Source organism: Litoreibacter sp. (genome assembly GCF_058136045.1).
Window position 1 is genome coordinate 468,178 of record NZ_JBYVDD010000003.1, and the last position, 24,932, is coordinate 493,109.

The following is a 24,932-nucleotide window of genomic DNA, read 5'->3' on the forward strand; positions in this document are numbered from 1 at the left end:
ATCACCACGCCTATTTGGGCTCACTAAGCCAGCCTCCCTCTTGACGCCGCCCACAAGCAAAGGCATTTTAGCCTCATGGGGACACCGCGACACCCCGTGAGGCGCCAGCCGATTGCTCGCATCCCTTCGACACAAACATATTAGGGGTGCCACCATGGCCAGTTTTAATGAAATTACCTGCTCCGCACTGATGCGCCTTATCGGCACGTCCGATGCACCGCACATTCTAGACGTGTGCATCGAGCCAGACTTTGCCGAGGACCCGCGCCTTGTGCCCACCTCTCAACGCTGGAAGCATACTGAGATTAACCAATATAGCGGCACTGGCCCAGTGGTTGTGATCTGCCAAAAGGGGCTAAAACTAAGCCATGGCGCGGCCGCAATTCTGCGCGCCAAAGGCCTCAAGGCCGAGGCCCTAGAGGGCGGTATATTTGCGTGGCGCGACGCAGGCCTGCCGCTGATCCCCGCGCATGAAATTCCCGGCCCCTTATGGGTCACACGCCACCGCCCCAAGATCGACCGCATCGCCTGCCCATGGCTGATCCGCCGCTTTGTCGATCCGGGCGCACAATTCATGTTTGTACCCCCCTCAGAGGTGCTGAACGTGGCCGAAAAGTTCAACGCCACCCCATTTGATGTGGAGGACAGCGCCTTCTCGCATAAGGACGATTTATGCAGTTTTGACGCCATGATGACCGCGTTCAAACTAGACATGGCACCGCTGCAATCAATGGCCAAAATCATCCGCGCCGCTGATACAAACCGCCATGACTTGGCCCCCGAGGCCACAGGCCTACTGGCACTATCAGTCGGGCTATCGCGCCAATATAAAGACGATAATGCACAGCTTGATGCAGGCATGATGATCTATGATGCGCTCTATCGTTGGGCGCGTGATGGTCAGGGCGAAACCCATGCATCTCAGGTGGCAAGCACATGATTTCTTACCGTGATATGGCACGCATTTTTGGGCGCATTGGCGTGCTATCCTTTGGTGGCCCTGCGGCACAAATTGCCTTGATGCACAAAGAGTTAGTCGAGGACCGTCCCTGGCTAAGCGAGGCACAATTCCTGCGTGCACTGTCATTTTGCATGGTCCTGCCCGGGCCAGAGGCGATGCAATTGGCCACCTATTCAGGCTGGCGCATGCGCGGCGTTCCGGGTGGGCTTTTGGCCGGGCTGTTATTTGTCATTCCGGGTGCGGTCGTGATTGCAATATTGGCGCTGGCTTACGGCGTTTACGGCGCACTCCCTTTGGTGCAATCGCTGTTTTTGGGCGTGAAGGCCGCCGTGGTGGTGATTGTGATCCAAGCCCTGATCAAGGTTGCCAAGAAAGCGCTAAAAGGCCCGGTGCATTACGCAATCGCAGCACTTAGTTTCGCCGCGTTGTTCTTGCTTAACGCGCCGTTTCCATTGGTCATTATACTGGCCGCAATCATCGGCACTTTGACCTTAAAGGGCGAGGTCGAAGACACGCCCCCTGCCCCAAAAACACCCCTCATAGAAACGGTACGTACAATCGCCATCGGCCTCGCCATCTGGCTGATCCCGGTCGCGGTATTGGCGCTCATTTCACCGGGTATTTTGCTGGATATGGCAAAGTTTTTCTCGACCCTTGCGGTGGTCACATTTGGCGGGGCCTACGCGGTTTTGACCTATATGACACAGACCGTAGTGGGAGATTTCGGCTGGCTCAGCACCGCGCAAATGGTTGACGCCTTGGGCTTGGCCGAGACCACACCGGGGCCACTGATATTGGTGACGCAATTTGTGGCCATGGTGGTTGGATTTTCCACGGGAGGGCTAACGCTTGCGCTAGCAGCCGGGATTGTGACGCTTTGGGTAACCTTTACCCCATGTTTCCTTTGGATTTTCGCGGGTGCCCCTTATATTGACCGGCTCGCGCATATGCCGCGCCTGTCGGGCGCTTTGGCAGCAATCACGGCCGCGGTGGTTGGCGTCATTGCCAATCTGGGGCTTTGGTTTGGCGGCGCAGTGTTTTTCGAGAGTGGCGCGCCACATTGGGGGGCGTTTTTGATTGCCGTAATCGCGGCGGTACTTCTGCTGTGGCGCAAATGGGATATGCTACTGGTTTTGCCAATTTGCGCGGTACTCGGTCTGGTTTTAAGCTATCTGGCCTGAGCCCCCCTTCCCCTCGCCTGCGAATCCGCGCATGGTGGAGCCGCGTCTAACCGGGGGCTAAAAACATGTCCGACAGCATCGACTATGGCAACAAAATGCACCGCGCTATGCGTGGGCTGATTGCGGAAGTATTGGAAGATGTCGGCGCGAATGGCCTGCCCGGCGAGCATCACTTCTTCATTACGTTTGATACCCGTCACCCGAATGTGGAAATGGCCGACTGGCTGTTTGACCGCTACCCGGCAGATATGACAATCGTCGTGCAACATTGGTTCGACAACCTGATTGTGGCTCCTGATGGCTTCCAGATCACGCTTAACTTTGGCGATAATCCCGAGCCACTGTCGATCCCATTCGAGGCGTTGCGCACGTTTGTCGACCCCTCGGTTGAGTTCGGCCTGCGGTTTGAGAGTCACGATGATGACGAGGACGAAGCCTTGCACGAAGTGGTGGAATTGCCCGACCTTGATCTGGCCGAAGCGCTCGATCTGAAGAATCCCGAGGATGATGCCGAGCTTGAGGAAGACGCGAACGAGCCTGCAAAAGAGGCAGATGTCGTCTCGCTGGACGCTTTTCGCAAGCCTTAGGCCTTTGTTTGCGCAACCGCGCGCTCCTGCCCAATTGCCAAGCCCGCGTCGCACCGCTACATCAGTGCCGAGTTTGCTTTTGGAAGGACAATTCCCATGACCGCCACCCGTACCGAGACTGACAGCTTTGGCCCGTTAGAGGTTCCTGCAGATAAGTATTGGGGCGCGCAGACGCAGCGCTCGATCATGAATTTCCCGATCGGTTGGGAGCGCCAGCCCGTGGCCATCGTGCGCGCACTTGGCGTTATCAAGAAAGCTGCCGCCGCCGTGAACCTTGAGTTCGGTGATTTGCCCGCAGACTTAGCACCCCATATCCAAGCCGCCGCCCAAGAGGTGATTGACGGCAAGCTGGACGACAACTTCCCGCTGGTCGTGTGGCAAACCGGCTCTGGCACGCAAAGCAACATGAACGCCAACGAAGTTATCTCGAACCGCGCGATTGAAATGATGGGCGGCGTGATGGCATCAAAATCCCCCGTCCACCCCAATGATCACTGCAATATGGGGCAGTCCTCCAACGACACCTTCCCCACTGCGATGCATGTGGCCATCGGCATGGTTGCACGCGACACCTTGCTGCCGGGTCTGCGCAAATTGCACGCCGCTTTGGACGCAAAGTCAGTTGAATTCAAAGACATCATCAAGATCGGGCGCACGCATACGCAAGACGCGACACCGCTGACCTTGGGCCAAGAATTTGGTGGCTATGCGCATCAAATGGCCAAAGGCATCGCCCGCGTCGAGGCCTGCCTGCCCGACATCTACGAGCTGGCTCAAGGCGGCACGGCAGTTGGCACGGGCCTAAACACCCGCAAAGGTTTTGCCGAGAAAGTCGCGGCTGAGATCGCTTCGATCACCGAGCTGCCATTCGTGACCGCCCCCAATAAATTCGAGGCCTTGGCCGCACATGACGCGATGGTGATGTTCTCGGGCGCGCTGAAAACTGTCGCCGCCTCGATGTTCAAAATCGCCAATGACATGCGCTTGCTTGGCTCTGGCCCGCGCTCGGGTCTGGGCGAGCTGATCTTGCCAGAAAACGAGCCGGGCTCGTCCATTATGCCCGGTAAAGTGAACCCGACACAGGCCGAGGCGTTAACCATGGTTTGCATCCATGTGATGGGCAATGATGCGGCCGTGGGCATGGCAGGCTCACAGGGTCATTTCGAGTTGAACGTCTACAACCCGATGATGAGCTATAACGTGATCCAGTCGATGCAACTTTTGGGCGATGCAGGGTCTAGCTTCACCGACAACATGGTGGTTGGCACGCTGGCCAATGAAGAACGCATTGATAAATTGATGAAGGAAAGCCTAATGTTGGTCACAGCACTGGCGCCGACCATTGGCTACGACAACGCTACAAAAGTCGCTAAAACGGCGCATAAAAACGGGACAACATTGAAGGAAGAGGCCATCGCCCTTGGGCTGGTGGACGCTGAAACCTTCGACCGCGTTGTGCGGCCCGAAGATATGATTGGACCGAAATGAAAGCTGGAAATCTGAGCAAGGCTCGCAAAGAAAGAACCCGCGCTGGCAAACGCGTACAGGGTGACGCCAACGCGCTTAAATTTGGGCGCACCAAAGAGCAAAAGCAGGCTGATATGAAGGCGCAACTGGCCGCGAGAACCAAACTCGACGGCCATAAGTTGGACAAGTGAGCCGGCCCAAGAAACGATCCTTAACCTTAAAGGGGCACCGCACGTCGGTGTCCCTTGAGGATGAATTTTGGGCGGCCTTCCGGCGCATGGCCTCCGAGCAAAACATTCCCATCAACGAGTTCGCCGCGCGCATTGATAAAGACCGCGGGCTGGATCTGGGGCTGGCCTCGGCCATAAGGTTGCGGGTGCTAGACTGGGCTTTGAACAGGAATAAAGCCTAACAGAGACAGGACTTACTTGTTTTCAAGGAAGTGATAAGCCTCAAGAATTGTTGCGCTTAGCCCGTCAAAAAATCCCGGCACAGTGACATCAACAAGGCCTACGGCGGGGCGCGCCTCATCGACGATAATATCCTCAGATGGTTTCACCACAAAAAGAGCGCTTGGGCTTTCAAGCAATTCGCGATGACTGGCACCTTTGCCATGCTTCAACACGTTAATCGCTAGATAATATTGGTGAACCCTATCGGCGAGATCAACTTTCTCTGCCTTCAACAATAGGGCTTTCAATTTGCGTGAAAACGGGCCGCGCTTAAAGTGGTTTTGCATCCGCGCCTCGAACACGCAAAAGATATCGACCGCCGCCAGTTCAAGCGAAACAGTCGCATCACGAAGCTCTTCAGCTTGGGCCTCAGACGCGCTCTGCCCATCTATAAGTTTGACGACTTCTGAAATGCGATCTTCAAACGCCTTTGCATTGGTCTGCGCCGCCGCAATCAGGTCAAGTAAGCTTGGTGAAGCTCCCATTAGTCATTCTCCTTAAGACACCGCTTTTCATAAGCTATCGGGCTAGGAATGATAGTGGGAGCAAGGATTAATTCTGTTTGAAAGTTCAGATTTTTTGGTCAGATCACAGTATCGGTTTGAAGCCCTAAAATGCCTGGCTACATGTCGGCACGCCTTGCACGTCGCGCACGCCATGCCAAAAATATGCGGAGCAAAACAAACCAAAACGCCGCCAGCAGCAGCACAATCCCAACAGCCGTAAAAACCCACATCACAATCGCCACCGCCCAATGACGCTGAAACGGCAATTGTATAGAAATCGTCTGGTTTTCTGCGCGCCAAAGAACTGTCACGCGATCACCTTTGCGGAAATTATAATCAGGCGAGCCAGCCTTGACGGTAATTTCTCGATCAATGCCACCGGGATCAGTGAAACTTACCCGTGGTAGGAAGGACAAAGTAGGATCACCGGACGTGGCCCTAATACTATGCATGTCAATCACCCGCCCGGCAACTGGCTCCCCATATGATGACATGCTCCAGATCGCGCGATCCACATTACCCAAAGACATCAACACCACGCCCAACGCAAAGCAAATCCCAACAACCAGCCACGATCTTGGTGCTGCACCTTTGCCTTTACTCATCTGGGTCTCTCCTTGTCAGCTTTAACCATATCCCATCCTTGGAGCGCACGGTCAAATGCGCAACAGGCACCGGCGTGCGGTCCGTCAGCTCAAAGCGGAACGCACGCACCAACATTGATAGCAGCAACGGCCCCTCAACCATCGCAAACCCCGCCCCTGTGCACACCCGCGGCCCACTGGAAAACGGGATGTATGCGTTGCGCTGGCACTCTTTGCCATTCTCGGTCGCCCACCTTGTTGGGTCGAACCCGTCGGGGTTGTCCCACAGGCGCTCGTGGCGGTGCAAATGCCATGGCGAGATCACCACCTGCGCGCCAGCCTTCACTTGACGGTCGCGAAATGTCACGGGGCATGTGGCCTCGCGCACCATCATCGGCACAGGCGGGTAAAGGCGCAAGGCTTCGCGGAATACGTCGCGCGAGGCACGCAGTTTAGACATCACTTTGAAGTCACAGCCACCATCCAACGCCTTTGCTTCTTGTGCTAATTTGTCCTGCCACTCAGGGAATAAAGCTAGTAAATACAAGGTCCAAGCCAAGGCAGAGGCGCTGGTTTCGTGACCTGCCAGAAAGAAAATCGCCACCTGATCGACCATTTCTTCAGTGGTGAAAACCTCGCCGGTCTCGGGATCAGCGGTGGTCATAATCTTGGTCGCGAGATCATCAGGCGCAGTGCCTGCCTTAATCTTGACCATGCGCGCTTCGGTCAATTGCGTGATCAACCCGCGAATGGATTTGGCCGTTTCCTTGGTGCGCTTGCGAAACAGGCGCGGCATCCATTTCGGGCCTTTGATGAAGGCCGCAAGGTTCAAGATCGGCTGGGTTCTCTGATAGTCGCGGAACTCGTGAAACACGGCTTGCGCCGTTTTATCCTCAATCGGGATCGAGAAAAGCGTGCGAAAAATCACATCGGCTGCGGCAAAACTGGTGATGGCCTCGACCTCTTGCACCCCATCGTTAAGGCGCGCAGTCGCCGCTTCCCCAGCCTGCCACATGGCAGGGAAAGTATCGCGCAAACGCCCCCCCTCAAAGGCCGGATCAATAATGCGACGCTGACGCTTCCAAACCTCACCATTGGTCAAAAATACCGAGTTGCCCAGCAAGGGGCGCAATCCCGCGCCTATACGATCTGATTTGGGGAAATCTTGCGGGCGATCTTTTAGAACGGTCTTCACCAGATCTGGTTGATTGATCATGTAGCTGTGAAAAAAAGGCGTCTTAAACTCCGCCATCCACGCGCGATACAGCTTGGCCGGTTGTGCCGACAAAATGTCTTGGCGAAACAGCCGCAGATATTTAAGCAAAGAGACCTTATCCGGGCGCGCGGTTGGTTTTGGCGGGATGATTTCACTCATGACATAGAGGTATAGCCAGAGGCGGCGACGTCAATGCGGGATTTGGACTGCGGGCGATCGTGATAGCGCTCATGCAGCGTTATTGGTCCAGCGGTGATTTGAAAGTAATCGTAGTCCTTAGGGCGATCAAAAGCGCAAAGGTATTGAAAATGCAGCCGAAAAAAGCGCCATCGCAATTCCTTCCACCGCGCGGGGCTAAGGCTTTGGGTGAATGCGGCTGAGAAAATCAGTGGCCATTTTTTGCCCTTAGGCTCCACCCCAGAGACCGAAACCGGGTCACACAACGCAAAAGCGCAGCCATCACCGGGGGCTGTGACATCAATCCAAGTGATCTCATCTCGGGTGGAAAGATAGTGTAAATCTGCCCGCAATCGCGTGGCTTTGGGCAGGAACGAGACCATCGGAACCACTTGTCCAAGGCTCAAAAATGCCAGTTTCGGGCCGTCTGGCGGCACCTCACCCGCACGGATCAAATCGGCCAGAATTGACACTGCCAAATGTGCGCCCGAGGAATGGCCAACGATTAAAACCTCGTCCACATCTTCATGCAAAGCCTGCGCTATCGTAGCGCGAAATTCCGTCATGCGGCTTTCCAACTCCGGTGGGTTTGCCCCCATCCAGCGGGCTGAATAGGCGAAGTCATGCATCAAATAATAGGCGAAAAACTTACCGTCTTTGGCCTGAAACCAGCGCAATATTTTGAATGCCGCAGTGGCAACGACAGCCCACCCAAACAAAGCCATTACCCAAGGGAATACCCCGAAACCAATGGCCTCAACCGCTTTGGCCACACCAAACTTCAATAGGTTTGCCAACAGCGTGCCCAGTAATATCGCGAGGCCAAGCTGCGCAAGTAACATCCCAATCGGGTATAGCGCTGCAATAATTGGCCCTTTGCGCAGACGCATCAGGCGAAACAAGGCACCGGTGCCGATGTAGGTTGCCGCCGTGCGTAGCAGTTGAAAGTAGGTCGCAGGGATCGTGTTCGACATTGAACCGCGCACGATATCAGACCAGATCAGCACATCAATCTGGGCGTCAGTTTGTGCGCCATTGATCTCTGAATGGGCGTGCCATCCGTAAATTTCTTTGCCAGATTTTGATTTTAAATCAATGCTATACCCGCTTATATTGGCCTGATCCGCACCTTCTTTTCGGTACAATTCACGGTATCGGCGTGGGGGAATAGGGTCATAGCCGGGAATGTAGAACACCCGCCTTTTGCGCACGGTTTGCACCTGCGCTTCATTTGCCACCACTTCCATGGCCGCACGATACCCCGCGTTTCAGGCAAAAGTAAGAAGGCTGCGCGTGGACAAAGGCGTGCGTGTCGCCTAGATCACGCATATGGATTTTGACGCGGAACTTGACGCAATTGGGCTGCTCTGCCCCCTGCCCGTCTTAAAGGCGCGCAAGCGCTTACAAGCGCTGTCTTCAGGACAAGTTTTACGCGTGTTGGCAAATGACCCGGCAGCCGTGATCGACATGCCACATTTTTGCGCCGAGGCCGGTCATGAATTGATCTCATCAACCGATGAAGACAAGCACCAAATTTACCTTTTGCGTAAAGGTTAAGCGCCTACGGTGCTCATTGCGCCGCGAGTGCGGGTTCAGATAAATTCAGCACGGAAATAAGCTCCTCGCGTCGTTTTTCTGCCTTCTCAATATTGGCTTTCTTGACCGGACCAAAACCACGAATTTGCAAGGGCAATTCAGCCAATGCAATCGCCGCATCACGGTTCGTAGCCGCGATTATCTTGGGTAAATCTGCCTCATACTGTTTGATCAAAGCGCGCTCTGTTTTGCGCTCCTCAGTGTAGCCAAACGGATCAAAAACTGTGCCGCGCAGGGGTTTCAGTTTAGCCAAAATGGCAAAGCCGCGCGCCATCCATCCCCCGTACTCTTTCTTAAGGGGGCGCCCGTCAGGCCCCATCTTGCTCAGCATTGGCGGCGCAAGGTGGTAGGTCAATTTCAACTCACCATCGAAAGCCGCACGCACCTTGGCTTCTGTTTCTAAATGAAGTCGTGCAACTTCATATTCATCCTTGTAACTCAATAGCTTATGATACCCATTAGCAACAGCATCCTTCAATTGAAGGTCATCAACTTTAGCCAATTTCTTCTCATAACGCCTAGCTAAACGCGACGATTGATAGGCTAGTAAATGAGTGCGCCTGAAGCTGATTTTCTCATCTAATGTCTTGGGTAGATCAACCAGCGGATCGCCAATATAACCAGCCGCCTGATCCGGGAATTCTGCGGCCCAACGGCCCAACTCGAAGGCGCGCTTATTACGCTCTGGCGCGGCACCGTTCAACTCGATCGCCCCTATCAGGGACGCATAGGTGATTGGTAAAAGCCCTCGTTGCCAAGCCGCCCCGAAAATCATCATATTTGAATAGATACTATCGCCCATCAACACCCGCGCCAGCTCGGAGGCATCAAAGAATTGCACATCCTCTTTCAGGCGTGCCTGAAGCGACAATTGCAAGCGATCCGAGGGGATTGTGAACTCTGTATCCCGGGTGAAATCACCTGTCGTAATCTCATGATTGTTAACCACTGCCGCCGTGCGCCCTTGGGTCATTAACCCTAGGGTTTTGGCCCCTGCCGTCGTCACCAAATCACCGCCAATAATCGCGTCAGCCTCGCCTATTGCAACGCGAATGGCGCTGATATCGTCAGGATTGTTGGAAAGGCGGCAATGGATGTGCACAGCGCCACCTTTTTGTGCCAAACCTGCCATTTCCATCATGCCAGCCCCCTTACCGTCGATATGAGCAGCCATTGCCAAAATAGCCCCAATCGTGACGACGCCAGTGCCACCAACACCTGTGATCACAACGTTATGCGTACCTGTGATCACAGGCAGTTTTGGTGTGGGCAAATCGGGTAATTCCACCTCTGCGGTGGCCTGTTTTTTCAACTGCGCGCCTTGAATCGTCACAAAGGATGGGCAGAAGCCGCTGACACAGCTAAAATCTTTATTGCACGACGATTGATCAATCGCCCGTTTTCGGCCAAATTCAGTCTCGAGCGGAACGATAGAGACGCAGTTAGATTGCACCCCACAATCGCCACAGCCTTCGCAAATTTCGGCATTGATAAACACCCGTTTATCAGGGTCAGGAAATAGTCCACGTTTACGGCGTCGGCGTTTCTCTGCGGCGCAAGTTTGAACATAAACAATGACCGATACGCCTTTGAATTTACTAAAATCTTTCTGAACAAAAAGAAGGTTAGCTCGTTCATGGCGCTCTAAACCTGACGGAAATTGGCTGAAGTCTACATCCTCTTTTTCGTCGTAAACCAGCGCTAGTTTTTCAATCCCCATGGCACGCAACTCATTCACGATACGCGGCGCATCTAGGCCACCCTCATTGCCCTGCCCACCAGTCATGGCAACGGCATCGTTGAACAACAGCTTATAGGTGATGTTGGTTTCCGCCGCGACAGCCGCACGAATGGCCTGAATTCCCGAGTGATTATAGGTGCCGTCCCCGAGGTTTTGAAAAACGTGATCACGTTTGCTGAACGGAGCCTCGCCGATCCAGTTTGCCCCCTCGCCGCCCATCTGCGTAAAGCCCACAGTTTCGCGGTCCATCCACTGCACCATGTAGTGACAGCCGATGCCCGCATAAGCGCGCGAACCCTCAGGCACTTTGGTCGAGGAATTATGTGGGCAGCCCGAGCAGAAATACGGCAAACGGGCCGCGATATCTTGGGCATTATCCGCGCGCTTGGCCTCATCCAGCTTTACCAAACCCGCATCCATACGCTCAGTACGCCGCCCTTCCTCAATTAAGATGGCGCCAATTTTCTCTGCAATTTCAATTGGGTTCAAGGCCATGCGTGGCGAGAACAACTCCTCCCCCTCTTTGAGGCCGCCATAGACGCGCCGCCCCCGACGATCATCAAAAATCGCCTCCTTAATTTGCACTTCGATCAGTTTGCGTTTTTCTTCGACCACCACGATCAAATCCAGATCACGCGCCCAATCGTTGAAACTGTCCATGTCCAACGGCCAAACCTGACCAATTTTATAGGTCGCAATGCCAAGGCGCGCTGCCTCGGCCTCGTCAATGCCCAGCAATGACAGCGCATGGGTCAGGTCGAGCCAGTTCTTGCCAGCCGCCACAAACCCGATTTTAGCCTTGGCATTACCAAACATCGGGCGGTCAATTTTATTAGCCTTTGCAAAGGCTTCCGCCGCCACGCGCTTATAATCAATCACCCGCGCCTCTTGTAGTTGTGGCGTGTCGATCAGGCGAATATTCAACCCATCCTCGGGCATATCAAACTTAGGCTCAACAAAGGACACGCGGTTGGGATTGCCATCAATGACCGAGGTGACCTCGATCGTATCCTTCATGGTTTTCAAGCCCACCCAAAGGCCGCAAAAGCGCGACAACGCCCAGCCATACAGGCCGTAATCAAGGATTTCCTGCACGCCAGCAGGCGACACGATGGGCATATAAGCGTCCACCATGGCCCAATCAGATTGGTGCAATGTGGTCGAGGATTCGCCAGTGTGATCATCGCCCATCGCCATCAATACGCCGCCATGTACAGACGTTCCCGCCATATTGGCGTGGCGCATCACATCACCGGACCGGTCCACGCCGGGGCCTTTGCCATACCACAGGCCAAACACGCCATCGAAGCGTCCCTCTCCGCGTAATTCCGCCTGTTGCGCGCCCCAAATCGCGGTGGCGGCAAGATCCTCGTTAAGACCCAACTGAAAGGTGACATCCGCGTCATCCAGCACTTTAGAGGCACGGCTCATTTGCATATCAACCGCCCCTAAAGGCGAGCCGCGATACCCTGTGACCAGCCCGGCAGTGTTCAACCCAGCCGCCGCATCACGGGCCTTTTGCATCAATACGAGGCGCACCAGCGCTTGCGTGCCGTTCAACAACACAGGCGATTTCGTCAGGTCATATTTATCGTTTAGTGAAATGGATTGAGTACCCATGTCGCGCCTCCCAGTGCTCATGATTTAATCATTATAGGTCACAAAACCTGACCTACCAAGCAATTTTTACGAAACTTCCCTTTGCGACCACCACTCCACAGGGTTACAAATAAAAAACACTGTATTTTATGATGAAAGAGCGTCCAAAATGGATTGGGACAAGCTAAGAGTATTTCACGCAGTTGCCGATGCAGGCAGCCTGACCCACGCCGGAGACACGCTACATCTGTCTCAATCGGCCGTTTCGCGGCAGGTGCGCGCGTTAGAGGATTCCTTAAATACCACCCTTTTTCACCGCCACGCGCGCGGGCTGATTCTCACTGAACAGGGTGAATTGCTGTTCGATGCGACCCGCGCCATGTCCAAGCGACTAGACGCCGCCTCGGCCCGCATTCGTGACAGCGAGGAAGAGGTCTTTGGCGAGTTGCGCGTGACCACCACAATCGGCTTTGGCTCGCTTTGGCTAGCGCCACGCCTGTCCAACTTCTATACGGATTTCCCCGAATTAAATATTGACCTGATGCTGACCGAGCGCGTCCTTGACCTGCCAATGCGTGAGGCCGACGTGGCAATCCGCATGAAAGAGCCGTCACAGGCGGATTTGGTGCGCAAACGGCTGATGTCGGTAAAAATGCGGCTCTATGCGTCGCGGGAATACCTGACAACCCACGAGATGCCGCAAACTATCAAGGATTTGCAGGACCATCGCCTGATCTGCCAAAATTCTTCCTCGGAACAGGTCAGCGCCGGGGCCACGCTGGTGCGTGAATTGATGAGCTATGAGTTGCCAAGCCTGCTGACCGTGAACAACTACTTTGGCTGCCTTCAGGCCGTCCGCCATGGTCTTGGGATCGGCATGTTGCCCGATTATGTGGCGATCGACGATCAAGAAGTGGTGCGGGTACTGCCCGAGGTCGAATCGAACGAGGTTCCGGTGTTCCTCGCCTATCCGGAAGAATTGCGTCAGTCTAAACGCATCTCGGCCTTCCGCGACTTTGTTGTGTCCCAAATAGGTGAGCAGAGAAAACGGGTTAAAATGATTGAAAACGGCTGATTTAGCGGATGTATGCGCCAAATGCATAACGGATATGCTTTAAAAACTGCCTATTTTTCTTGAACCGCGCGGGTCGGATGCCTAAATCCTAATCATCGGGGGACACTGATGTGTCTCCCACCTCCCTGTTGGACTTCGGCCGAGCCTTGTGCTCGGCCTTTTTTTTGCCCGCAGTTTTACGTGATGAGGTGGCCCAGCAGCGTAAATATTAGCACAGTGATGGCGGCACATATACATATGTGCCCCCTAATCATGTCGGGTTGATGCGTTATTTTGAGATGTTCAGCAGTTCAAAATATGTAGTCAATAATAGTTGACAAAAATTGTATGATACTATTTTAGAGACGCGTCGGCAGGCTTTAGCCTGTCGTTTAATACATCAAGGAGAGACCCATGAATGTCAGATCACTGACGCGGGGTCTTTGCTCCGCTACCGCAGCTGCCGCAATTTGTCTTGCGACTGCCACGCTCGCCACCGCAGAGACGATCACCGTAACCGATATCGCCGGCCGTTCGGTCGAAGTTGAGAAAAACCCATCCAAAGTGGTCATCGGCGAAGGCCGCATGATCTATTCCATCGCATTATTGGACAAAGAAAACCCCTTTGCTCGTATCGCCGGTTGGAAAAACGACATGGTGCTTTACGATCCGGATGCTTATCGCAAATACCTCGAAATCTTCCCTGAAGCCGCAGATATTCCAAGCTTTGGCAGCCCGTATTCCGACGAGTGGAACCTAGAGGCCGTTATCTCGTTAGGCACAGAAGTTGTCTTGATGAACCTTGGGAACCTGCTGAAAGCACAGGAAAGCGGTATTATCGAGAAGCTGGAAGAGGCTGGAATCGCGACAGTATTCGTCGACTTCAGGCAAGATCCCACCCAAAATACTGTGCCGAGCCTTCAGCTTTTAGGTCGGATTTTTGACAAACGTGATGAGGCCGATAAATTCTCTGACTATTACCAGTCACAGATGAAATTGATCTATTCGCGGGTCGAGCAAATACCGCTTGAAGATCGCCCTGTCGTATTTATTGAACGCGCCGCAGGCTACAACCCTGCCAAGTGCTGCAATACTTTTGGGGCAGCCAATATGGGGCGGCTGGTTGATTTAGCGGGGGGCCGGAACTGGGGCTCTCAAAAAACACCGGGCTTCTCTGCTGCGGTGAGCCTTGAGGCGATTTTCTCGGATGATCCGGCCATTATCATTGGTACGGGTGCGAATTGGGCCGAGGCCAATCCGGCAACTGAGGCTGTTCTTTTTGGCTATGAAGCCACCGAAGAAGCCGTTCAGGTACGTTTAGCCGCGCTTGCATCTCGTGAAGGTTGGCCAGAGCTTTCGGCTGTCAAAAATGGCCGTTTCCACTCTGTTTACCACCAATTCTACAACAGCCCGTATCACTTTGTGGCCATGCAGGCATTCGCCAAATGGCTACACCCTGATCTGTTTGCAGACTTGGACCCGGATGCAACAATGAAGGAGCTACATGAGACCTTCCTGCCCATCGGGTATTCTGGTGTGTTCTGGGGAACACTAAAATCTGGCGGTTAACCGTAGCTACTATTTAGTCGCGTCTGGGGCATTTTCCCAGACGCGATTGCCGTGGCTTAGGAGGCCCAACTCATGACATCTGAAGTCGACCATGCCGATATGCGGCAAGCCTATTCTATGCAAATTACGCGCCGGTATCTGATGATCGGTATTGTTGCGGCGCTTTTGCTTCTCAGTTTCTTTTTGGATGTTGCAACAGGTCCAGGGAAATATCCGCTCTCAACTGTCTTTGATGTCTTCAAAGAACCAATGTCGCATGGTGTTCGGCTTAAGGTGATAGTCTGGGATTACCGGCTACCTGTCGCCGTCACGGCCATCCTTGTTGGTGCACTTTTGGCTGTTGCTGGCGCGCAAATGCAGACCATTTTGAACAACCCGTTGGCAGAGCCGTTTACCTTGGGTGTTTCTGCCGCCGCAAGTTTCGGAGCCTCGCTTGCCATTGTCCTTGGGTTCAGCGTCATTCCAGCCGTTGGCCCGCTTTTGGTGACGATGAACGCCTTTGTGTTCGCATTGTTAACCTGCGGCTTCATCTTGTTTGCGACCCGCCTCAAGGGCGTTGGCTCTGAAACGATGATCCTTTTTGGGATTGCTATATTCTTCACCTTCTCGGCGCTTTTGTCACTGATGCAATATATGGCATCCGAGGACCAAATTGCCCGAATTGTGTTTTGGATGATGGGGTCTCTTAGTCGCGCGAGTTGGGAGAAAATATCACTTGGCAGCCTGCTTTTGTGTGTCGCTATTCCGTTTAGCCTTTACAGAACCTGGCCGATGACGGCGCTGCGCATGGGCGAAGCGACGGCTGAAAGCATGGGCGTCGATGTTGGCCGTTTGCGTGTCGAGATGTTGATTTGTGTCTCTTTGCTTGCGGCGACGGCGGTGTCATTCGTCGGGACCGTTGGTTTTATCGGGTTGGTTGGCCCCCATATTGCCCGCCTTTTGGTTGGGGAGGATCAAAGGTATTTCGTGCCCCTTTCCGCACTGGTCGGCGCATTGGTCTTATCGCTGACATCGTTGATTTCAAAATCAATCACACCGGGAATCATTTACCCCATCGGGATCATCACGGCCCTTATTGGCGTTCCGGTTTTCATCTCAATTATCCTCAGCACCCGGCGGGAGAAGTTGTCATGACCCTTTCGATTAACAACTTAACGTCAGGCTATAGCGGTCGCGCTATTCTTGAAGACATCAACATTTCGGCGATAGAGGGCGGCTCGTTTGTCGGCCTGATTGGGCCGAACGCATCAGGCAAATCGACGCTGTTTAAGACGTTAGCTGGCCTGATCAAGCCGATGAGTGGCACGCTTCATATTGATGCAGAAGACATCACAGACCTTAAGCGCAAAGACCGTGCCCGACGGGTCGCCTATATGCCGCAAGCCTTCGGGTGCAATGCGTTACTTACGGTGTTTGAAAGCGTGTTGCTGGCGTTGAAGCAGACAAGCGGCTGGCGGGTGAAACCTGAAAATTTGGATCAGGTTTCTGATACGTTGAATGCGTTAGGGCTGTCACATTTGTCCAGCCGTGGCATTGCCGATCTTAGCGGTGGGCAGGCACAAATGGTTGCCGTTGCGCAAACTTTGGTCCGCACGCCCGAGGTTATTTTGCTGGATGAGCCGACGAGTGCCCTCGACCTCCACCATCAACTGTCGATTATGACGTCCATCCAAGCAGAGGTCGGGCGGCGCAAGCCCGTGGTGATGGCCGCTTTGCACGACCTGAATTTGGCGGCAAAGTTTTGTGACAGGCTTGTCTTGCTGCGCGATGGTAAGATTTTGGCGGATGGTTTGCCTGCGGATATTCTTTCACTTCCTGTCATTGGTGAAACATATCGGGTTGAAACTGATCTGGAGAAAACGCAACGCGGGGCGCTTTATGTTGATGCGAGGTTGCCAGCGTGACGGGGAACAGAGGTCCTGGTCAAAACTTTGACCTTAAAGAAGAAATCCGCGCCTACTGGTCCGCTCGTGCAGAAACATTTGACCAGAGCGCATCCCATAAAATCGAAGATCAATTTGGCATGCCGTGTTGGCAAGCCTTGTTCCGAGATGCAAATGGCCTGATGCCAAATGAAGACATGCTTGGTTTAAAGGTGCTGGATCTGGGCTGTGGCACCGGCGAGATCAGCCGGATGCTGTGCAGCCTTGGGGCTGAGGTGACGGGCTTGGATTTTTCCGAGGCGATGCATGCCAAAGCCAAACGCAAGCTGGAGGGCGCGTCGTGGACGCCGCTTTTGTGCGATGCAGAACATTTGGCAGGTTGTCGCGATGAGAGCTTTGATTTTGCAACGACGCGGCATTTGTCTTGGACATTAACCGACCCCAAATCTGCGTATTCGGAATGGTTCCGTGTGCTTAAACCCGGGGGGCGGCTGTTGATAAACGATGGGGATTGGGCGCAGCCGTTTTCCCGCTCCCATCGCTTTAAGCGCTGGCTCTCGGGGCTCATCGCGCCAGAGCCGGAACGCCCCCGAGATGAGCGTGCAAACGATGCCTCCATCCGCAAAAGGCTCCCTTATGCCAATGGGTTGCAGGCCTCAAAGCTGGCCGAAGATGTAACATCGCAAGGGTTCGCCTATCTCGGCTCACTAGATGTCGCGCCACTTTATACGCGGGGCATGCGTGCTGTACCGCTTTTCAAGCGCCTAAGATTGACATCCGAGAACCGTTTCGCACTTTTGTTTGAGAAACCTCTCGGGGACTGACCCGCAAGACCGCCCATAAGTTTACTTAAGCAAAGCATACTTCATCCTAAAGTCGGTTTTGAGTTTCGTGTAAAATGTAAATTTTTGTGCGGCGAGTATAGTATGCGGTTTCTAGCCTTCGATATGAAAGTTGAATATTAGCCTGCACGGCTGGAATCTGAGAGGTTTCCAAAAGAGTGGCCTATGTCGCAATGGGTTACGCCGCAAAGGCCCACATCGTAAAGGCTCGCGTCACAAAGTCGGAAGGGTTAATCTATGTGGCGCAAAGCGATGGGCAATGCGTCGTCACAAAGACTTTAGATGGTCGGGGCGAGAGGATTCGAACCTCCGACCCCCTGTACCCAAAACAGGTGCGCTACCAGGCTGCGCCACGCCCCGACTATCTGTGGGCTTCCTAACGGCAGATTCTCCGATTGAAAAGCCCTAACCGCAGGGCCAGAGCGCTTCTTTTTGCTTGAAGGACGGATGGCGCAATATATCGCCCTCTTTGATGCCGAAATCCGCGGCCAAACCGCCGCCAATTTCCAAAACATGGGTCAAACCGGAGCCGCCAATGATCGAGGTTTCATCTAGGGGAATCGCTTTTGAGTGAATTTTGGCAATCCGCCCGTCTGGCTCGACAAAAATGATATCAAGCGAAATGAGTGTGTTGCGCATCCAGAAGGCAAGACTTTGGGGCTGGTCGTAGATAAACAACATTCCCGCAAGGCGGGCCATGGAGGGGCGGTTCATCAATCCGGTGGCACGCTCGCGCGCATCATCAGCAATCTCAACGCGAAAGTTGATTTGCCCGAAGTCCCCTTTGATGGACACCTGCTCTGGCGCGCATGAACCGGCCCAAGCAGGTCCGCTTTGCGCACTCAGAGAGAGCGCCACCAGCATCGCTAAAACAGTTTTAGCTATTGAGTTGTGAAAAGTCCCAGGCATGAACTTCCGCAGCCATTTGCCCGCGTTCGCCATTGATGACCCGCAGGCAAATGGCTTCGCCCACCAAGAGGTCGGCCAACCCGCAGCGGCGCAAGACTTCGACATGCAGGAATATATCTTTATTCGATCCATAGGCATTGGCAAAACCGAAGCCCTTGCCTTTGTCAAACCATTTCACCCGCGCAGGAACCAATTCGCCGACAACTTCCCCCGAGAGATCAGGCTCAAGAGGGCTAGAAGGTTCTGATGGTGCCGCCGGTGGCGATAAGGCCAAAATTTCGACAGCCTGAAGGCCGCGATCGGTTTCCTGAACGCGCATGTCAATCAGACTGCTGTCTGCCACAGACCCCTGCCCGAAGTTTCGCAACACATTGGCGTGGAGCAAAATGTCTGGGCCACCCTCATCGGCGACGACAAAGCCAAATCCTTTGACTGCGTCAAACCACTTAACATGTCCTGCCACGAACCGGGTCGTGTCTGATATTTCTGTATTCTGTGTCATCCACACCGCGTCGAATTTTTCGACGCCTCCAAGATTTCCCATGGAGCACCCTCAATTAGTATTATTAAAGCGAGGTTCTCACATTGATGCGTTTCAAGATAGGTAAGGGTTTCCTGCCCTTCTCGTGTCTGCGTTTACGTATACGTCAATTGTTGTTCGTTTTGGCCTAGTTACGGGTTTAGCCTAACAATTCGCCAAGGGCTATTTTTATCTTTCCTTCGCCAACAAAAACGATCGTGAAGTCGTGCGGGTCCATCGGCCCAGAACTCAATTTCGAGGGGATGAATTCGATAGCCTCCCCAGTTGGGAGGCCTGCTTGGGTTAAGCCCTTTTGTGGCTGTGACCTGCACAACTTTCGCAATCAGCGCCGCGCGTGACGACAGCGGTTGTGACTGCTTCGACGCCCATGCTCCGAGGCGGCTTTTGAGCGATCGTGACTGGTAATATGCGTCGGCTTGGGGGCCATCTTCGCGTGTGATCAGACCGCGGACCCGTACTTGCCTGCGCAGAGACTTCCAATGCATCACAAATGCTGCTTTTCCTGAGGAATCTAGCTCCTCAGCCTTGGCGCTTTCATAATTTGTATAGAACACAAAGGCATCGTCTTCGACGTCTTTTAGCAAGACCATACGCGCATTGGGCAACCCATCTTTATCCACCGTAGACAATGCAATTGCGTTCGGGTCGTTGGGCTCTGTTTGCTCGGCTTCAGCCATCCATTCGCGGATGATTAGAAACGGGTCATCGCCCGCAAATTTATCAACTCGGTCATTCATTACAATGCGCTCACTTTTTCGTGATCAGGGTTAACCACCTTCAGGGATGGTATCAATAATTACCCTGCGTCGCAAAATTTACCAAACGGGAAAAAATCGACATATTCTCACAATATTTTGATGAAACCGGCAGTGTTGCGGCGCAAGTGCACCCCGTTAGCGGCCCAAATGCTGCACCTTGAAGCAAGGCTTGCTTTCGCCTAAACCAGCTCAACACAAAAAGACTTGGGCTTAGGGGACAACATGTCAAATGGATTGATGGCAGGCAAACGCGGCTTGATCATGGGGGTGGCCAACGACAGGTCCATCGCTTGGGGGATTGCCAAGGCTTGCGCTGATCAGGGTGCGGAAATCGCGTTTTCCTACCAAGGGGATGCATTGTTAAAGCGCGTTAAGCCTTTGGCCGACAGCATTGGCGCCAAACTTGTGCTGCCATGCGATGTCAGTGACGGGGCCTCTATGGACGCCTTGTTTGCGACCTTGAAAGAAGAATGGGGCACGCTGGATTTCATCGTTCACGCGATTGGCTTTTCCGATAAGAACGAGTTGCGTGGCCGATATGTCGACACCACGCCCGACAATTTCCGCATGACGATGGATATTTCAGTTTATTCCTTCACCGCCGTCGCACAGCGCGCCGAGAAGATGATGAACAAAGGTGGCTCCATGCTGACCTTGACCTACTACGGCGCGGAAAAAGTCATGCCGCATTACAATGTCATGGGCGTGGCCAAAGCCGCGCTGGAGGCCTCGGTCAAATATATGGCAGAGGATTTGGGCAAAGACGGCATCCGCGTGAATGCGATCTCGGCAGGCACGATTAAAACGCTGGCCGCTTCGGGCATTGGCGACTTTCGCTATATTATGAAGTGGAACGAATACAATTCACCGCTGCGCCGCACTGTGACCACGCAAGAGGTCGGCAACTCTGCCCTCTATCTTCTGTCTGACCTAAGTTCTGCGGTCACTGGCGAGGTGCTGCATGTGGATGCGGGCTATCATGTTGTTGGCATGAAGGCCGTCGACGCGCCTGATATCGAGAAATGATGGCCCCATGACCTTTACCGCATTCTTTGCGATCTGGCTGCTGCATCTGTTTGCGGCCATCAGCCCCGGACCGTCGGTTTTGATGTCGGCGCGCGTTGGCGTGCTGCAAGGGATGCGCGCCGGAGCCTTTGTGGCCATCGGCATTGGCATCAGTGCGGTTATTTGGGCCTCGGCAGCCCTGTTTGGCTTGGCCATCATCTTCGAGGCCGCGCCCGCCTTACTCTGGGCGTTTAAAATCGTCGGCGGCCTCTATTTGATCTGGATGGGCTGGCAAATGTGGAAAAGCGCCGACACGCCGCTTAGTGAGGCCGACACAGCGCCCCTGCCCCGCAGCGATTGGTCTGCCTTGCGCCTTGGGGTGATCACCCAATTGGCCAACCCAAAACCTGCCATCTTATTTAGCGCGATTTTCCTTGGCACCGTCCCCCAGACCGCCCCGATCTGGGTGTATGGGGTGATTCTTGTCATGGTTTTTGCCAATGATACGATCTGGAACATGGTCGTGGCGCGACTGTTCTCGTTTGACCGAAGCCGCAAAGCCTACCTTGGCCTGAAATCACGACTGGACCGCTGTTTTGGCGGTCTCCTAGCCCTTCTTGGCGTTAAAATCGCCGCCACCTAGCCGCATATAACGGAGCCTCACTGCCATGAGCAACGATGACACAAGCCGCCTGCCCCATGAAAAAGGGTTCCACATCAGCTGGGACCAGATCCACCGTGACAGCCGCGCATTGGCGTGGCGCCTTGATGGGCATGGGCCAGATGACGGTGCATGGCGTGCTGTGGTGGCGATTACACGCGGCGGCATGGCGCCTGCGATGATTGCCGCGCGCGAGTTGGATATTCGCACCGTCGATACCATCTCGGTCAAATCCTACGACAACCAAACACAGGCCGAGGCGGCCGTGCTGAAAAAGCCTGACGCGGAATTGATGGGCGACGGTACTGGCATTTTGATCATCGACGATCTGGTTGATAGCGGAAAGACGCTGGAAATCGTACGCGCCCTGTACCCGAAAGCCCATTTTGCCACGGTCTATGCCAAGCCCAAGGGGCGCGCGCAGGTGGATACATTCATCACCGAAGTGTCTCAAGATACGTGGATTTTCTTTCCGTGGGACATGGCGATGCAATATGTGAAACCCTATCGCGGCGAATAAGACGAATAGAAAGACAACGATATGATCCGGCTCAATCCCAATATGGCGGCGACGTTTTCCCCTCCGGTGATGGAGGCACGGCGCTGGATCGAGGGGATCACCTTCCCCGCTGAGCGCCCTTTGATCAACGTCTCGCAAGCGGCGCCCGTTGACCCGCCACCCACCGCCTTGCGCGAAGCCATGGCGCGCTTTGTGCTCGAGGACGACGCGACCCATCTTTACGGGCCGGTTCTGGGCCTGCCAGAGTTGCGCGCCGAGGTGGCCAGCCAATGGTCCGCAGCCTATGGGGCAAACATCAAAGCGTCTCAGGTGGCGATCACATCGGGCTGCAACCAAGCCTTTGCCGCGATCATCGCCACGCTTTGCGCGCCCGACGATGAGGTCATCATCCCGACACCATGGTATTTCAACCATAAGATGTGGCTGGATATGGCAGGCATTGACGCCGTGGCCTTGCCAACAGACGGTGGGTTATTGCCTTCGGTCAAGGATGCGGCCAAGCTAATCACATCAAGAACGCGCGCTATCACCTTGGTATCACCAAATAATCCGGGTGGCGTTGAGTATCCGTCCGAGCTGCTGGGCGCATTCTTTGATCTCTGCGAGGCCAATAATATTGCGCTGATTGTGGATGAAACCTACCGCGATTTTGACAGCCGTAGCACCGCGCCGCATGATCTGCTTTCCCGCCCGAATTGCTCTGAGACGCTGATCCAGCTCTACTCTTTCTCCAAGGCATACCGCCTAACTGGCCACCGTGTCGGTGCGGTTGTGGCCTCTGAGGCGCGGCTGTCAGAGGCCGAGAAATTCCTCGATACCGTCACCATTTGCCCCAACCAATTGGGCCAGCGCGCCGCGCTTTGGGGGATGCAAAACCTCGGGTCATGGCTGGCCGAACAGCGGGATGAAATCCTATCGCGGAGCGCGGCAATAGCCGAGCATTTCCCCAAACTGGCCGCCAAAGGCTGGACGCTTCAGGGTAACGGCGCCTATTTCGCTTATATGACCCACCCGTTTGACGAGCCGTCGGATGTTTTGGCCCAGCGAATGGTGCGCGAGATCTCGGTCTTGTGCCTGCCCGGTACGATGTTCGTGCCAAAGGGCGACGCATCCGGGGCGCAATCGCTGCGGATTGCCTTTGCCAACATCGACGCCAAAGGCATCGCAGAGCTTTTCACACGCATGGAAACGCTGTGATCCGCTTGCCCCTCTGAGGGCAACGGTCTAACACGTTCCAAACGGGTTTCTTCTAAGGGTGGTAAGACATGGCCAAGTCAGGTAAATCTAGCGCATCGCGCATCGCGGTTTGGGCCATTTTATTGCTGTTGGTGGCAGGGCTTGCGGGCTTTGGCGCGGGCGGTTTGGGCGGCAATATCACGACCATCGGCACGGTTGGCGAAACGCCGATCACCGTCGAGGATTACCAACGCGCTATACAACAAGAACTGGCGTTCGAGAGCCGTCGTCGTGGTCAAAACGTCACCATGCAAGGTGCCTTGCAAGAAGGGCTGGATTTACGCATCCGCGAACGGCTGGTCGCCTCCACCGCCCTGACGGAAGAGGCCCGCGTGATGGGCTTGTCTGTGGGCGACGCCGAAGTGTTAAGCCAGTTGCAACAGGTGCAGGCGTTCCAAGGGCCAAGTGGCACGTTTGAGCGTGGTGCCTATGAGTTTGCGCTAGAGCAAAGCAACCTGCGCCCGGCTGATTTTGAAGATGATTTGCGCCGCACCGCCGCGCGCGAGTTGCTGCAACAATCGGTCACTGGCGGGCTGACATTGAACAAAGATTACGCCGAGGCCCTGTATGGGTTTCTGGGCGAGCAACGCTCGTTCCGCTGGGCCGAGTTGACGCCTGAAGTGTTGGACGGTGCGAACGCCGCACCGACCGATGCGCAATTGCAAAGCCACTATGATGATAACGCCAAATCCTTTGAGACACTGGAAGTTCGCAAGCTCAGCTATGCATGGTTAACGCCGGATATGCTGGTGGACGGCATCACACCGACCACGGAAGAACTACAAGCGCTGTATGAAGAGCACTCCGAGCAATATAACCAGCCCGAGCGCCGGATTGTGGAGCGTCTTAGCTTTGCTGATGCACAAGCTGCTGACGCGGCCAAAGCGGCACTGGATGCAGGCGAGACCACGTTTGAGGCCTTGGTCGAAGATCGCGGCCTGACGCTAGAGGATGTGGACCAAGGCGAGGTGTCGCGTGACGACCTAGATGGGCCGATTGCGGATGCCGTATTTGCCCTGACCGAGCCGGGTATTTCCGCACCAGTCGAGACCTCTCTTGGCCCTGCGCTCTACCGGATCAACGCTGTTTTGGAAGCGCGCTCGACCCCGTTTGAAGATGTACGCACCGAGTTGGTCGCACAGGCCGCTGCCGACCAAGCCCGCCGCGCCGTGCTTGATAAGATGGAAGAAATTGACGATCTTCTGGCCGGTGGCGCGACCCTAGAGGAGCTGGGCAAAGAGACCGACATGACCTTCGCCCAACTTGACTTCACCACCGCAATAACCGACGGCATTGCAGGCTATGACAGCTTTCGCGAGGAAGTCGCCCGCCTGCAAGATGGCGATTTCCCCGAAGTGCGCGAACTGTCTGACGGTGGCATTTTCGCAGTGCGTCTGGACGAGGTTGTCAGCCCAGAGGTGCCTGCTTTGGACGCCATTCGCACTGATGTCGCCGCCGCTTGGGATCGGGCCGAGACAGGCCGCCGTCTGACTGAATTGGCAACAGAAATGAAAGCCAAACTCGACGCGGGCGAAACGATGGAAGCGCTTGGCCTTGAGGGGCATACCGAGACCGATCGCGGGCGCTCCGAGTTCATGGAAGGCACGCCGATTGCGTTGCTTATCACGACATTCGAGTTGGATGAGACCACCGCTACGACCTCTGTGGCCTCAGAGAGCGGCACCATTTTGGTGAAGCTTCTGGACGTCTCGTCGCCTGATCTTGGCACTGACGAGGCGAAGATCTTTCTGGCGCAATTGTCGCAACAAGGCAGCGCTGGATTGGCCGCAGATGTGTTCGAGTTGTATGGCCATGCGGTGCAAGCGCGCCACGGGTTGACCCTCAACCAAACTGCGTTGAATGCCGTCCACGCGTCGATGCCCTAAA

At 54.5% G+C, this 24,932-nt stretch carries 25 protein-coding genes and 1 tRNA gene; 17 read left to right on the forward strand and 9 right to left on the reverse strand.

Going from position 1 to position 24,932, the window contains the following annotated elements:
- The first annotated feature begins 154 nt into the window (after positions 1 to 154).
- The 6 genes from AC3Y7R_RS03630 to AC3Y7R_RS03655 all read left to right on the forward strand — a co-directional run bounded on the left by AC3Y7R_RS03630 (position 155) and on the right by AC3Y7R_RS03655 (position 4,608).
- Entirely contained in the window at positions 155 to 940 is a 786-nt protein-coding gene (locus AC3Y7R_RS03630) for a chromate resistance protein ChrB domain-containing protein (protein WP_490040643.1), read from the forward strand.
- Complete coding sequence (chrA, locus tag AC3Y7R_RS03635; RefSeq protein ID WP_490040644.1) at positions 937 to 2,142, forward strand: chromate efflux transporter; 1,206 nt, start codon at positions 937 to 939, stop codon at positions 2,140 to 2,142. The genes AC3Y7R_RS03630 and chrA overlap by 4 nt, the downstream gene beginning before the upstream one ends.
- Positions 2,143 to 2,207: 65 nt before the next feature.
- Positions 2,208 to 2,729 carry an SspB family protein gene (locus AC3Y7R_RS03640; RefSeq protein ID WP_490040645.1) on the forward strand — a complete coding sequence of 174 codons (522 nt, stop codon included), beginning with the start codon at positions 2,208 to 2,210 and terminating at the stop codon, positions 2,727 to 2,729.
- A gap of 96 nt (positions 2,730 to 2,825) precedes the next feature.
- Complete coding sequence (gene fumC, locus AC3Y7R_RS03645; RefSeq protein WP_490040646.1) at positions 2,826 to 4,217, forward strand: class II fumarate hydratase; 1,392 nt, start codon at positions 2,826 to 2,828, stop codon at positions 4,215 to 4,217.
- Positions 4,214 to 4,387 carry a DUF4169 family protein gene (locus AC3Y7R_RS03650; protein ID WP_490040647.1) on the forward strand — a complete coding sequence of 58 codons (174 nt, stop codon included), beginning with the start codon at positions 4,214 to 4,216 and terminating at the stop codon, positions 4,385 to 4,387. The genes fumC and AC3Y7R_RS03650 overlap by 4 nt, the downstream gene beginning before the upstream one ends.
- Positions 4,384 to 4,608, forward strand: a complete 225-nt coding sequence (locus AC3Y7R_RS03655) for a ribbon-helix-helix domain-containing protein (protein ID WP_490040648.1) — start codon at positions 4,384 to 4,386, stop codon at positions 4,606 to 4,608. The genes AC3Y7R_RS03650 and AC3Y7R_RS03655 overlap by 4 nt, the downstream gene beginning before the upstream one ends.
- A gap of 12 nt (positions 4,609 to 4,620) precedes the next feature.
- Here the strand turns inward: AC3Y7R_RS03655 and AC3Y7R_RS03660 are convergent, their stop codons facing one another.
- The 4 genes from AC3Y7R_RS03660 to AC3Y7R_RS03675 all read right to left on the reverse strand — a co-directional run bounded on the left by AC3Y7R_RS03660 (position 4,621) and on the right by AC3Y7R_RS03675 (position 8,378).
- Positions 4,621 to 5,133, reverse strand: coding sequence for a hypothetical protein (locus AC3Y7R_RS03660; RefSeq protein ID WP_490040649.1), 513 nt, complete (start codon positions 5,131 to 5,133; stop codon positions 4,621 to 4,623).
- A 137-nt stretch (positions 5,134 to 5,270) separates the two neighbouring features.
- Positions 5,271 to 5,759 carry a DUF3592 domain-containing protein gene (locus AC3Y7R_RS03665; protein ID WP_490040650.1) on the reverse strand — a complete coding sequence of 163 codons (489 nt, stop codon included), beginning with the start codon at positions 5,757 to 5,759 and terminating at the stop codon, positions 5,271 to 5,273.
- Complete coding sequence (locus AC3Y7R_RS03670; RefSeq protein WP_490040651.1) at positions 5,752 to 7,113, reverse strand: cytochrome P450; 1,362 nt, start codon at positions 7,111 to 7,113, stop codon at positions 5,752 to 5,754. The genes AC3Y7R_RS03665 and AC3Y7R_RS03670 overlap by 8 nt, the downstream gene beginning before the upstream one ends.
- A complete protein-coding gene (locus AC3Y7R_RS03675; protein WP_490040652.1) occupies positions 7,110 to 8,378 on the reverse strand; it encodes a hypothetical protein in 1,269 nt (422 codons plus the stop codon). The genes AC3Y7R_RS03670 and AC3Y7R_RS03675 overlap by 4 nt, the downstream gene beginning before the upstream one ends.
- An 82-nt stretch (positions 8,379 to 8,460) precedes the next feature.
- On the opposite strand from AC3Y7R_RS03675, the gene AC3Y7R_RS03680 reads away from it, so the two are divergent.
- Entirely contained in the window at positions 8,461 to 8,688 is a 228-nt protein-coding gene (locus AC3Y7R_RS03680; protein WP_490040653.1) for a sulfurtransferase TusA family protein, read from the forward strand.
- 13 nt (positions 8,689 to 8,701) lie between these two features.
- Here the strand turns inward: AC3Y7R_RS03680 and AC3Y7R_RS03685 are convergent, their stop codons facing one another.
- Positions 8,702 to 12,088 carry an indolepyruvate ferredoxin oxidoreductase family protein gene (locus AC3Y7R_RS03685; protein WP_490040654.1) on the reverse strand — a complete coding sequence of 1,129 codons (3,387 nt, stop codon included), beginning with the start codon at positions 12,086 to 12,088 and terminating at the stop codon, positions 8,702 to 8,704.
- Positions 12,089 to 12,236: 148 nt separating this feature from the next.
- Here AC3Y7R_RS03685 and AC3Y7R_RS03690 point away from each other — a divergent pair, with 148 nt between their 5' ends.
- The 5 genes from AC3Y7R_RS03690 (at position 12,237) to AC3Y7R_RS03710 (ending at position 17,397) form a co-directional block, all read left to right on the forward strand.
- Complete coding sequence (locus AC3Y7R_RS03690) at positions 12,237 to 13,142, forward strand: LysR family transcriptional regulator (RefSeq protein WP_490040655.1); 906 nt, start codon at positions 12,237 to 12,239, stop codon at positions 13,140 to 13,142.
- A gap of 393 nt (positions 13,143 to 13,535) precedes the next feature.
- Complete coding sequence (locus AC3Y7R_RS03695) at positions 13,536 to 14,690, forward strand: ABC transporter substrate-binding protein (protein ID WP_490040656.1); 1,155 nt, start codon at positions 13,536 to 13,538, stop codon at positions 14,688 to 14,690.
- 72 nt (positions 14,691 to 14,762) lie between these two features.
- The gene (locus AC3Y7R_RS03700) at positions 14,763 to 15,824 is read left to right on the forward strand and encodes a FecCD family ABC transporter permease (protein WP_490040657.1); all 1,062 of its coding nucleotides are present in this window, start codon (positions 14,763 to 14,765) and stop codon (positions 15,822 to 15,824) included.
- Entirely contained in the window at positions 15,821 to 16,594 is a 774-nt protein-coding gene (locus AC3Y7R_RS03705; RefSeq protein WP_490040658.1) for an ABC transporter ATP-binding protein, read from the forward strand. Before AC3Y7R_RS03700 ends, AC3Y7R_RS03705 begins: the two co-directional genes overlap by 4 nt.
- Positions 16,591 to 17,397 (forward strand): class I SAM-dependent methyltransferase, encoded by an 807-nt coding sequence (locus AC3Y7R_RS03710; protein ID WP_490040659.1) that lies wholly within the window; start codon positions 16,591 to 16,593, stop codon positions 17,395 to 17,397. Before AC3Y7R_RS03705 ends, AC3Y7R_RS03710 begins: the two co-directional genes overlap by 4 nt.
- Before the next feature lie 301 nt (positions 17,398 to 17,698).
- Here the strand turns inward: AC3Y7R_RS03710 and AC3Y7R_RS03715 are convergent.
- From AC3Y7R_RS03715 to pdxH, 4 genes are all read right to left on the reverse strand, one after another.
- A tRNA-Pro gene (locus tag AC3Y7R_RS03715) sits at positions 17,699 to 17,775 on the reverse strand.
- Between the two features lie 45 nt (positions 17,776 to 17,820).
- Positions 17,821 to 18,324 (reverse strand): DUF192 domain-containing protein, encoded by a 504-nt coding sequence (locus AC3Y7R_RS03720; protein WP_490040660.1) that lies wholly within the window; start codon positions 18,322 to 18,324, stop codon positions 17,821 to 17,823.
- Positions 18,293 to 18,826: a cold-shock protein gene (locus tag AC3Y7R_RS03725; protein WP_490040976.1), complete on the reverse strand. Its 534-nt coding sequence runs from the start codon at positions 18,824 to 18,826 to the stop codon at positions 18,293 to 18,295. Before AC3Y7R_RS03725 ends, AC3Y7R_RS03720 begins: the two co-directional genes overlap by 32 nt.
- A gap of 170 nt (positions 18,827 to 18,996) precedes the next feature.
- Positions 18,997 to 19,602 (reverse strand): pyridoxamine 5'-phosphate oxidase, encoded by a 606-nt coding sequence (gene pdxH / locus AC3Y7R_RS03730; protein WP_490040661.1) that lies wholly within the window; start codon positions 19,600 to 19,602, stop codon positions 18,997 to 18,999.
- A 243-nt stretch (positions 19,603 to 19,845) separates the two neighbouring features.
- On the opposite strand from pdxH, the gene fabI reads away from it, so the two are divergent.
- The 5 genes from fabI to AC3Y7R_RS03755 all read left to right on the forward strand — a co-directional run bounded on the left by fabI (position 19,846) and on the right by AC3Y7R_RS03755 (position 24,931).
- A complete protein-coding gene (gene fabI, locus AC3Y7R_RS03735; RefSeq protein WP_490040662.1) occupies positions 19,846 to 20,649 on the forward strand; it encodes an enoyl-ACP reductase FabI in 804 nt (267 codons plus the stop codon).
- A gap of 7 nt (positions 20,650 to 20,656) precedes the next feature.
- Positions 20,657 to 21,271 (forward strand): LysE family translocator, encoded by a 615-nt coding sequence (locus tag AC3Y7R_RS03740; protein WP_490040663.1) that lies wholly within the window; start codon positions 20,657 to 20,659, stop codon positions 21,269 to 21,271.
- Between the two features lie 25 nt (positions 21,272 to 21,296).
- Positions 21,297 to 21,809 (forward strand): xanthine phosphoribosyltransferase, encoded by a 513-nt coding sequence (gpt, locus tag AC3Y7R_RS03745; protein ID WP_490040664.1) that lies wholly within the window; start codon positions 21,297 to 21,299, stop codon positions 21,807 to 21,809.
- Positions 21,810 to 21,830: 21 nt separating this feature from the next.
- Positions 21,831 to 23,006 (forward strand): aminotransferase, encoded by a 1,176-nt coding sequence (locus AC3Y7R_RS03750; RefSeq protein ID WP_490040665.1) that lies wholly within the window; start codon positions 21,831 to 21,833, stop codon positions 23,004 to 23,006.
- Positions 23,007 to 23,074: 68 nt separating this feature from the next.
- Entirely contained in the window at positions 23,075 to 24,931 is a 1,857-nt protein-coding gene (locus AC3Y7R_RS03755; protein WP_490040666.1) for a peptidylprolyl isomerase, read from the forward strand.
- Position 24,932 lies beyond the last annotated feature (1 nt).

Excerpts from the sequence above, each read along its gene's own strand:
- AC3Y7R_RS03630 (WP_490040643.1), top strand. The coding sequence starts at position 155 with ATGGCCAGTTTTAATGAAATTACCTGCTCCGCACTGATGCGCCTTATC.
- chrA (WP_490040644.1), top strand. The coding sequence starts at position 937 with ATGATTTCTTACCGTGATATGGCACGCATTTTTGGGCGCATTGGCGTG.
- AC3Y7R_RS03640 (WP_490040645.1), top strand. The coding sequence starts at position 2,208 with ATGTCCGACAGCATCGACTATGGCAACAAAATGCACCGCGCTATGCGT.
- fumC (WP_490040646.1), top strand. The coding sequence starts at position 2,826 with ATGACCGCCACCCGTACCGAGACTGACAGCTTTGGCCCGTTAGAGGTT.
- AC3Y7R_RS03650 (WP_490040647.1), top strand. The coding sequence starts at position 4,214 with ATGAAAGCTGGAAATCTGAGCAAGGCTCGCAAAGAAAGAACCCGCGCT.
- AC3Y7R_RS03660 (WP_490040649.1), bottom strand. The coding sequence starts at position 5,133 with ATGGGAGCTTCACCAAGCTTACTTGACCTGATTGCGGCGGCGCAGACC.
- AC3Y7R_RS03665 (WP_490040650.1), bottom strand. The coding sequence starts at position 5,759 with ATGAGTAAAGGCAAAGGTGCAGCACCAAGATCGTGGCTGGTTGTTGGG.
- AC3Y7R_RS03670 (WP_490040651.1), bottom strand. The coding sequence starts at position 7,113 with ATGAGTGAAATCATCCCGCCAAAACCAACCGCGCGCCCGGATAAGGTC.
- AC3Y7R_RS03675 (WP_490040652.1), bottom strand. The coding sequence starts at position 8,378 with ATGGAAGTGGTGGCAAATGAAGCGCAGGTGCAAACCGTGCGCAAAAGG.
- AC3Y7R_RS03680 (WP_490040653.1), top strand. The coding sequence starts at position 8,461 with ATGGATTTTGACGCGGAACTTGACGCAATTGGGCTGCTCTGCCCCCTG.
- AC3Y7R_RS03685 (WP_490040654.1), bottom strand. The coding sequence starts at position 12,088 with ATGGGTACTCAATCCATTTCACTAAACGATAAATATGACCTGACGAAA.
- AC3Y7R_RS03690 (WP_490040655.1), top strand. The coding sequence starts at position 12,237 with ATGGATTGGGACAAGCTAAGAGTATTTCACGCAGTTGCCGATGCAGGC.
- AC3Y7R_RS03695 (WP_490040656.1), top strand. The coding sequence starts at position 13,536 with ATGAATGTCAGATCACTGACGCGGGGTCTTTGCTCCGCTACCGCAGCT.
- AC3Y7R_RS03700 (WP_490040657.1), top strand. The coding sequence starts at position 14,763 with ATGACATCTGAAGTCGACCATGCCGATATGCGGCAAGCCTATTCTATG.
- AC3Y7R_RS03705 (WP_490040658.1), top strand. The coding sequence starts at position 15,821 with ATGACCCTTTCGATTAACAACTTAACGTCAGGCTATAGCGGTCGCGCT.
- AC3Y7R_RS03720 (WP_490040660.1), bottom strand. The coding sequence starts at position 18,324 with ATGCCTGGGACTTTTCACAACTCAATAGCTAAAACTGTTTTAGCGATG.
- AC3Y7R_RS03725 (WP_490040976.1), bottom strand. The coding sequence starts at position 18,826 with ATGACACAGAATACAGAAATATCAGACACGACCCGGTTCGTGGCAGGA.
- pdxH (WP_490040661.1), bottom strand. The coding sequence starts at position 19,602 with ATGAATGACCGAGTTGATAAATTTGCGGGCGATGACCCGTTTCTAATC.
- fabI (WP_490040662.1), top strand. The coding sequence starts at position 19,846 with ATGTCAAATGGATTGATGGCAGGCAAACGCGGCTTGATCATGGGGGTG.
- AC3Y7R_RS03740 (WP_490040663.1), top strand. The coding sequence starts at position 20,657 with ATGACCTTTACCGCATTCTTTGCGATCTGGCTGCTGCATCTGTTTGCG.
- gpt (WP_490040664.1), top strand. The coding sequence starts at position 21,297 with ATGAGCAACGATGACACAAGCCGCCTGCCCCATGAAAAAGGGTTCCAC.
- AC3Y7R_RS03750 (WP_490040665.1), top strand. The coding sequence starts at position 21,831 with ATGATCCGGCTCAATCCCAATATGGCGGCGACGTTTTCCCCTCCGGTG.
- AC3Y7R_RS03755 (WP_490040666.1), top strand. The coding sequence starts at position 23,075 with ATGGCCAAGTCAGGTAAATCTAGCGCATCGCGCATCGCGGTTTGGGCC.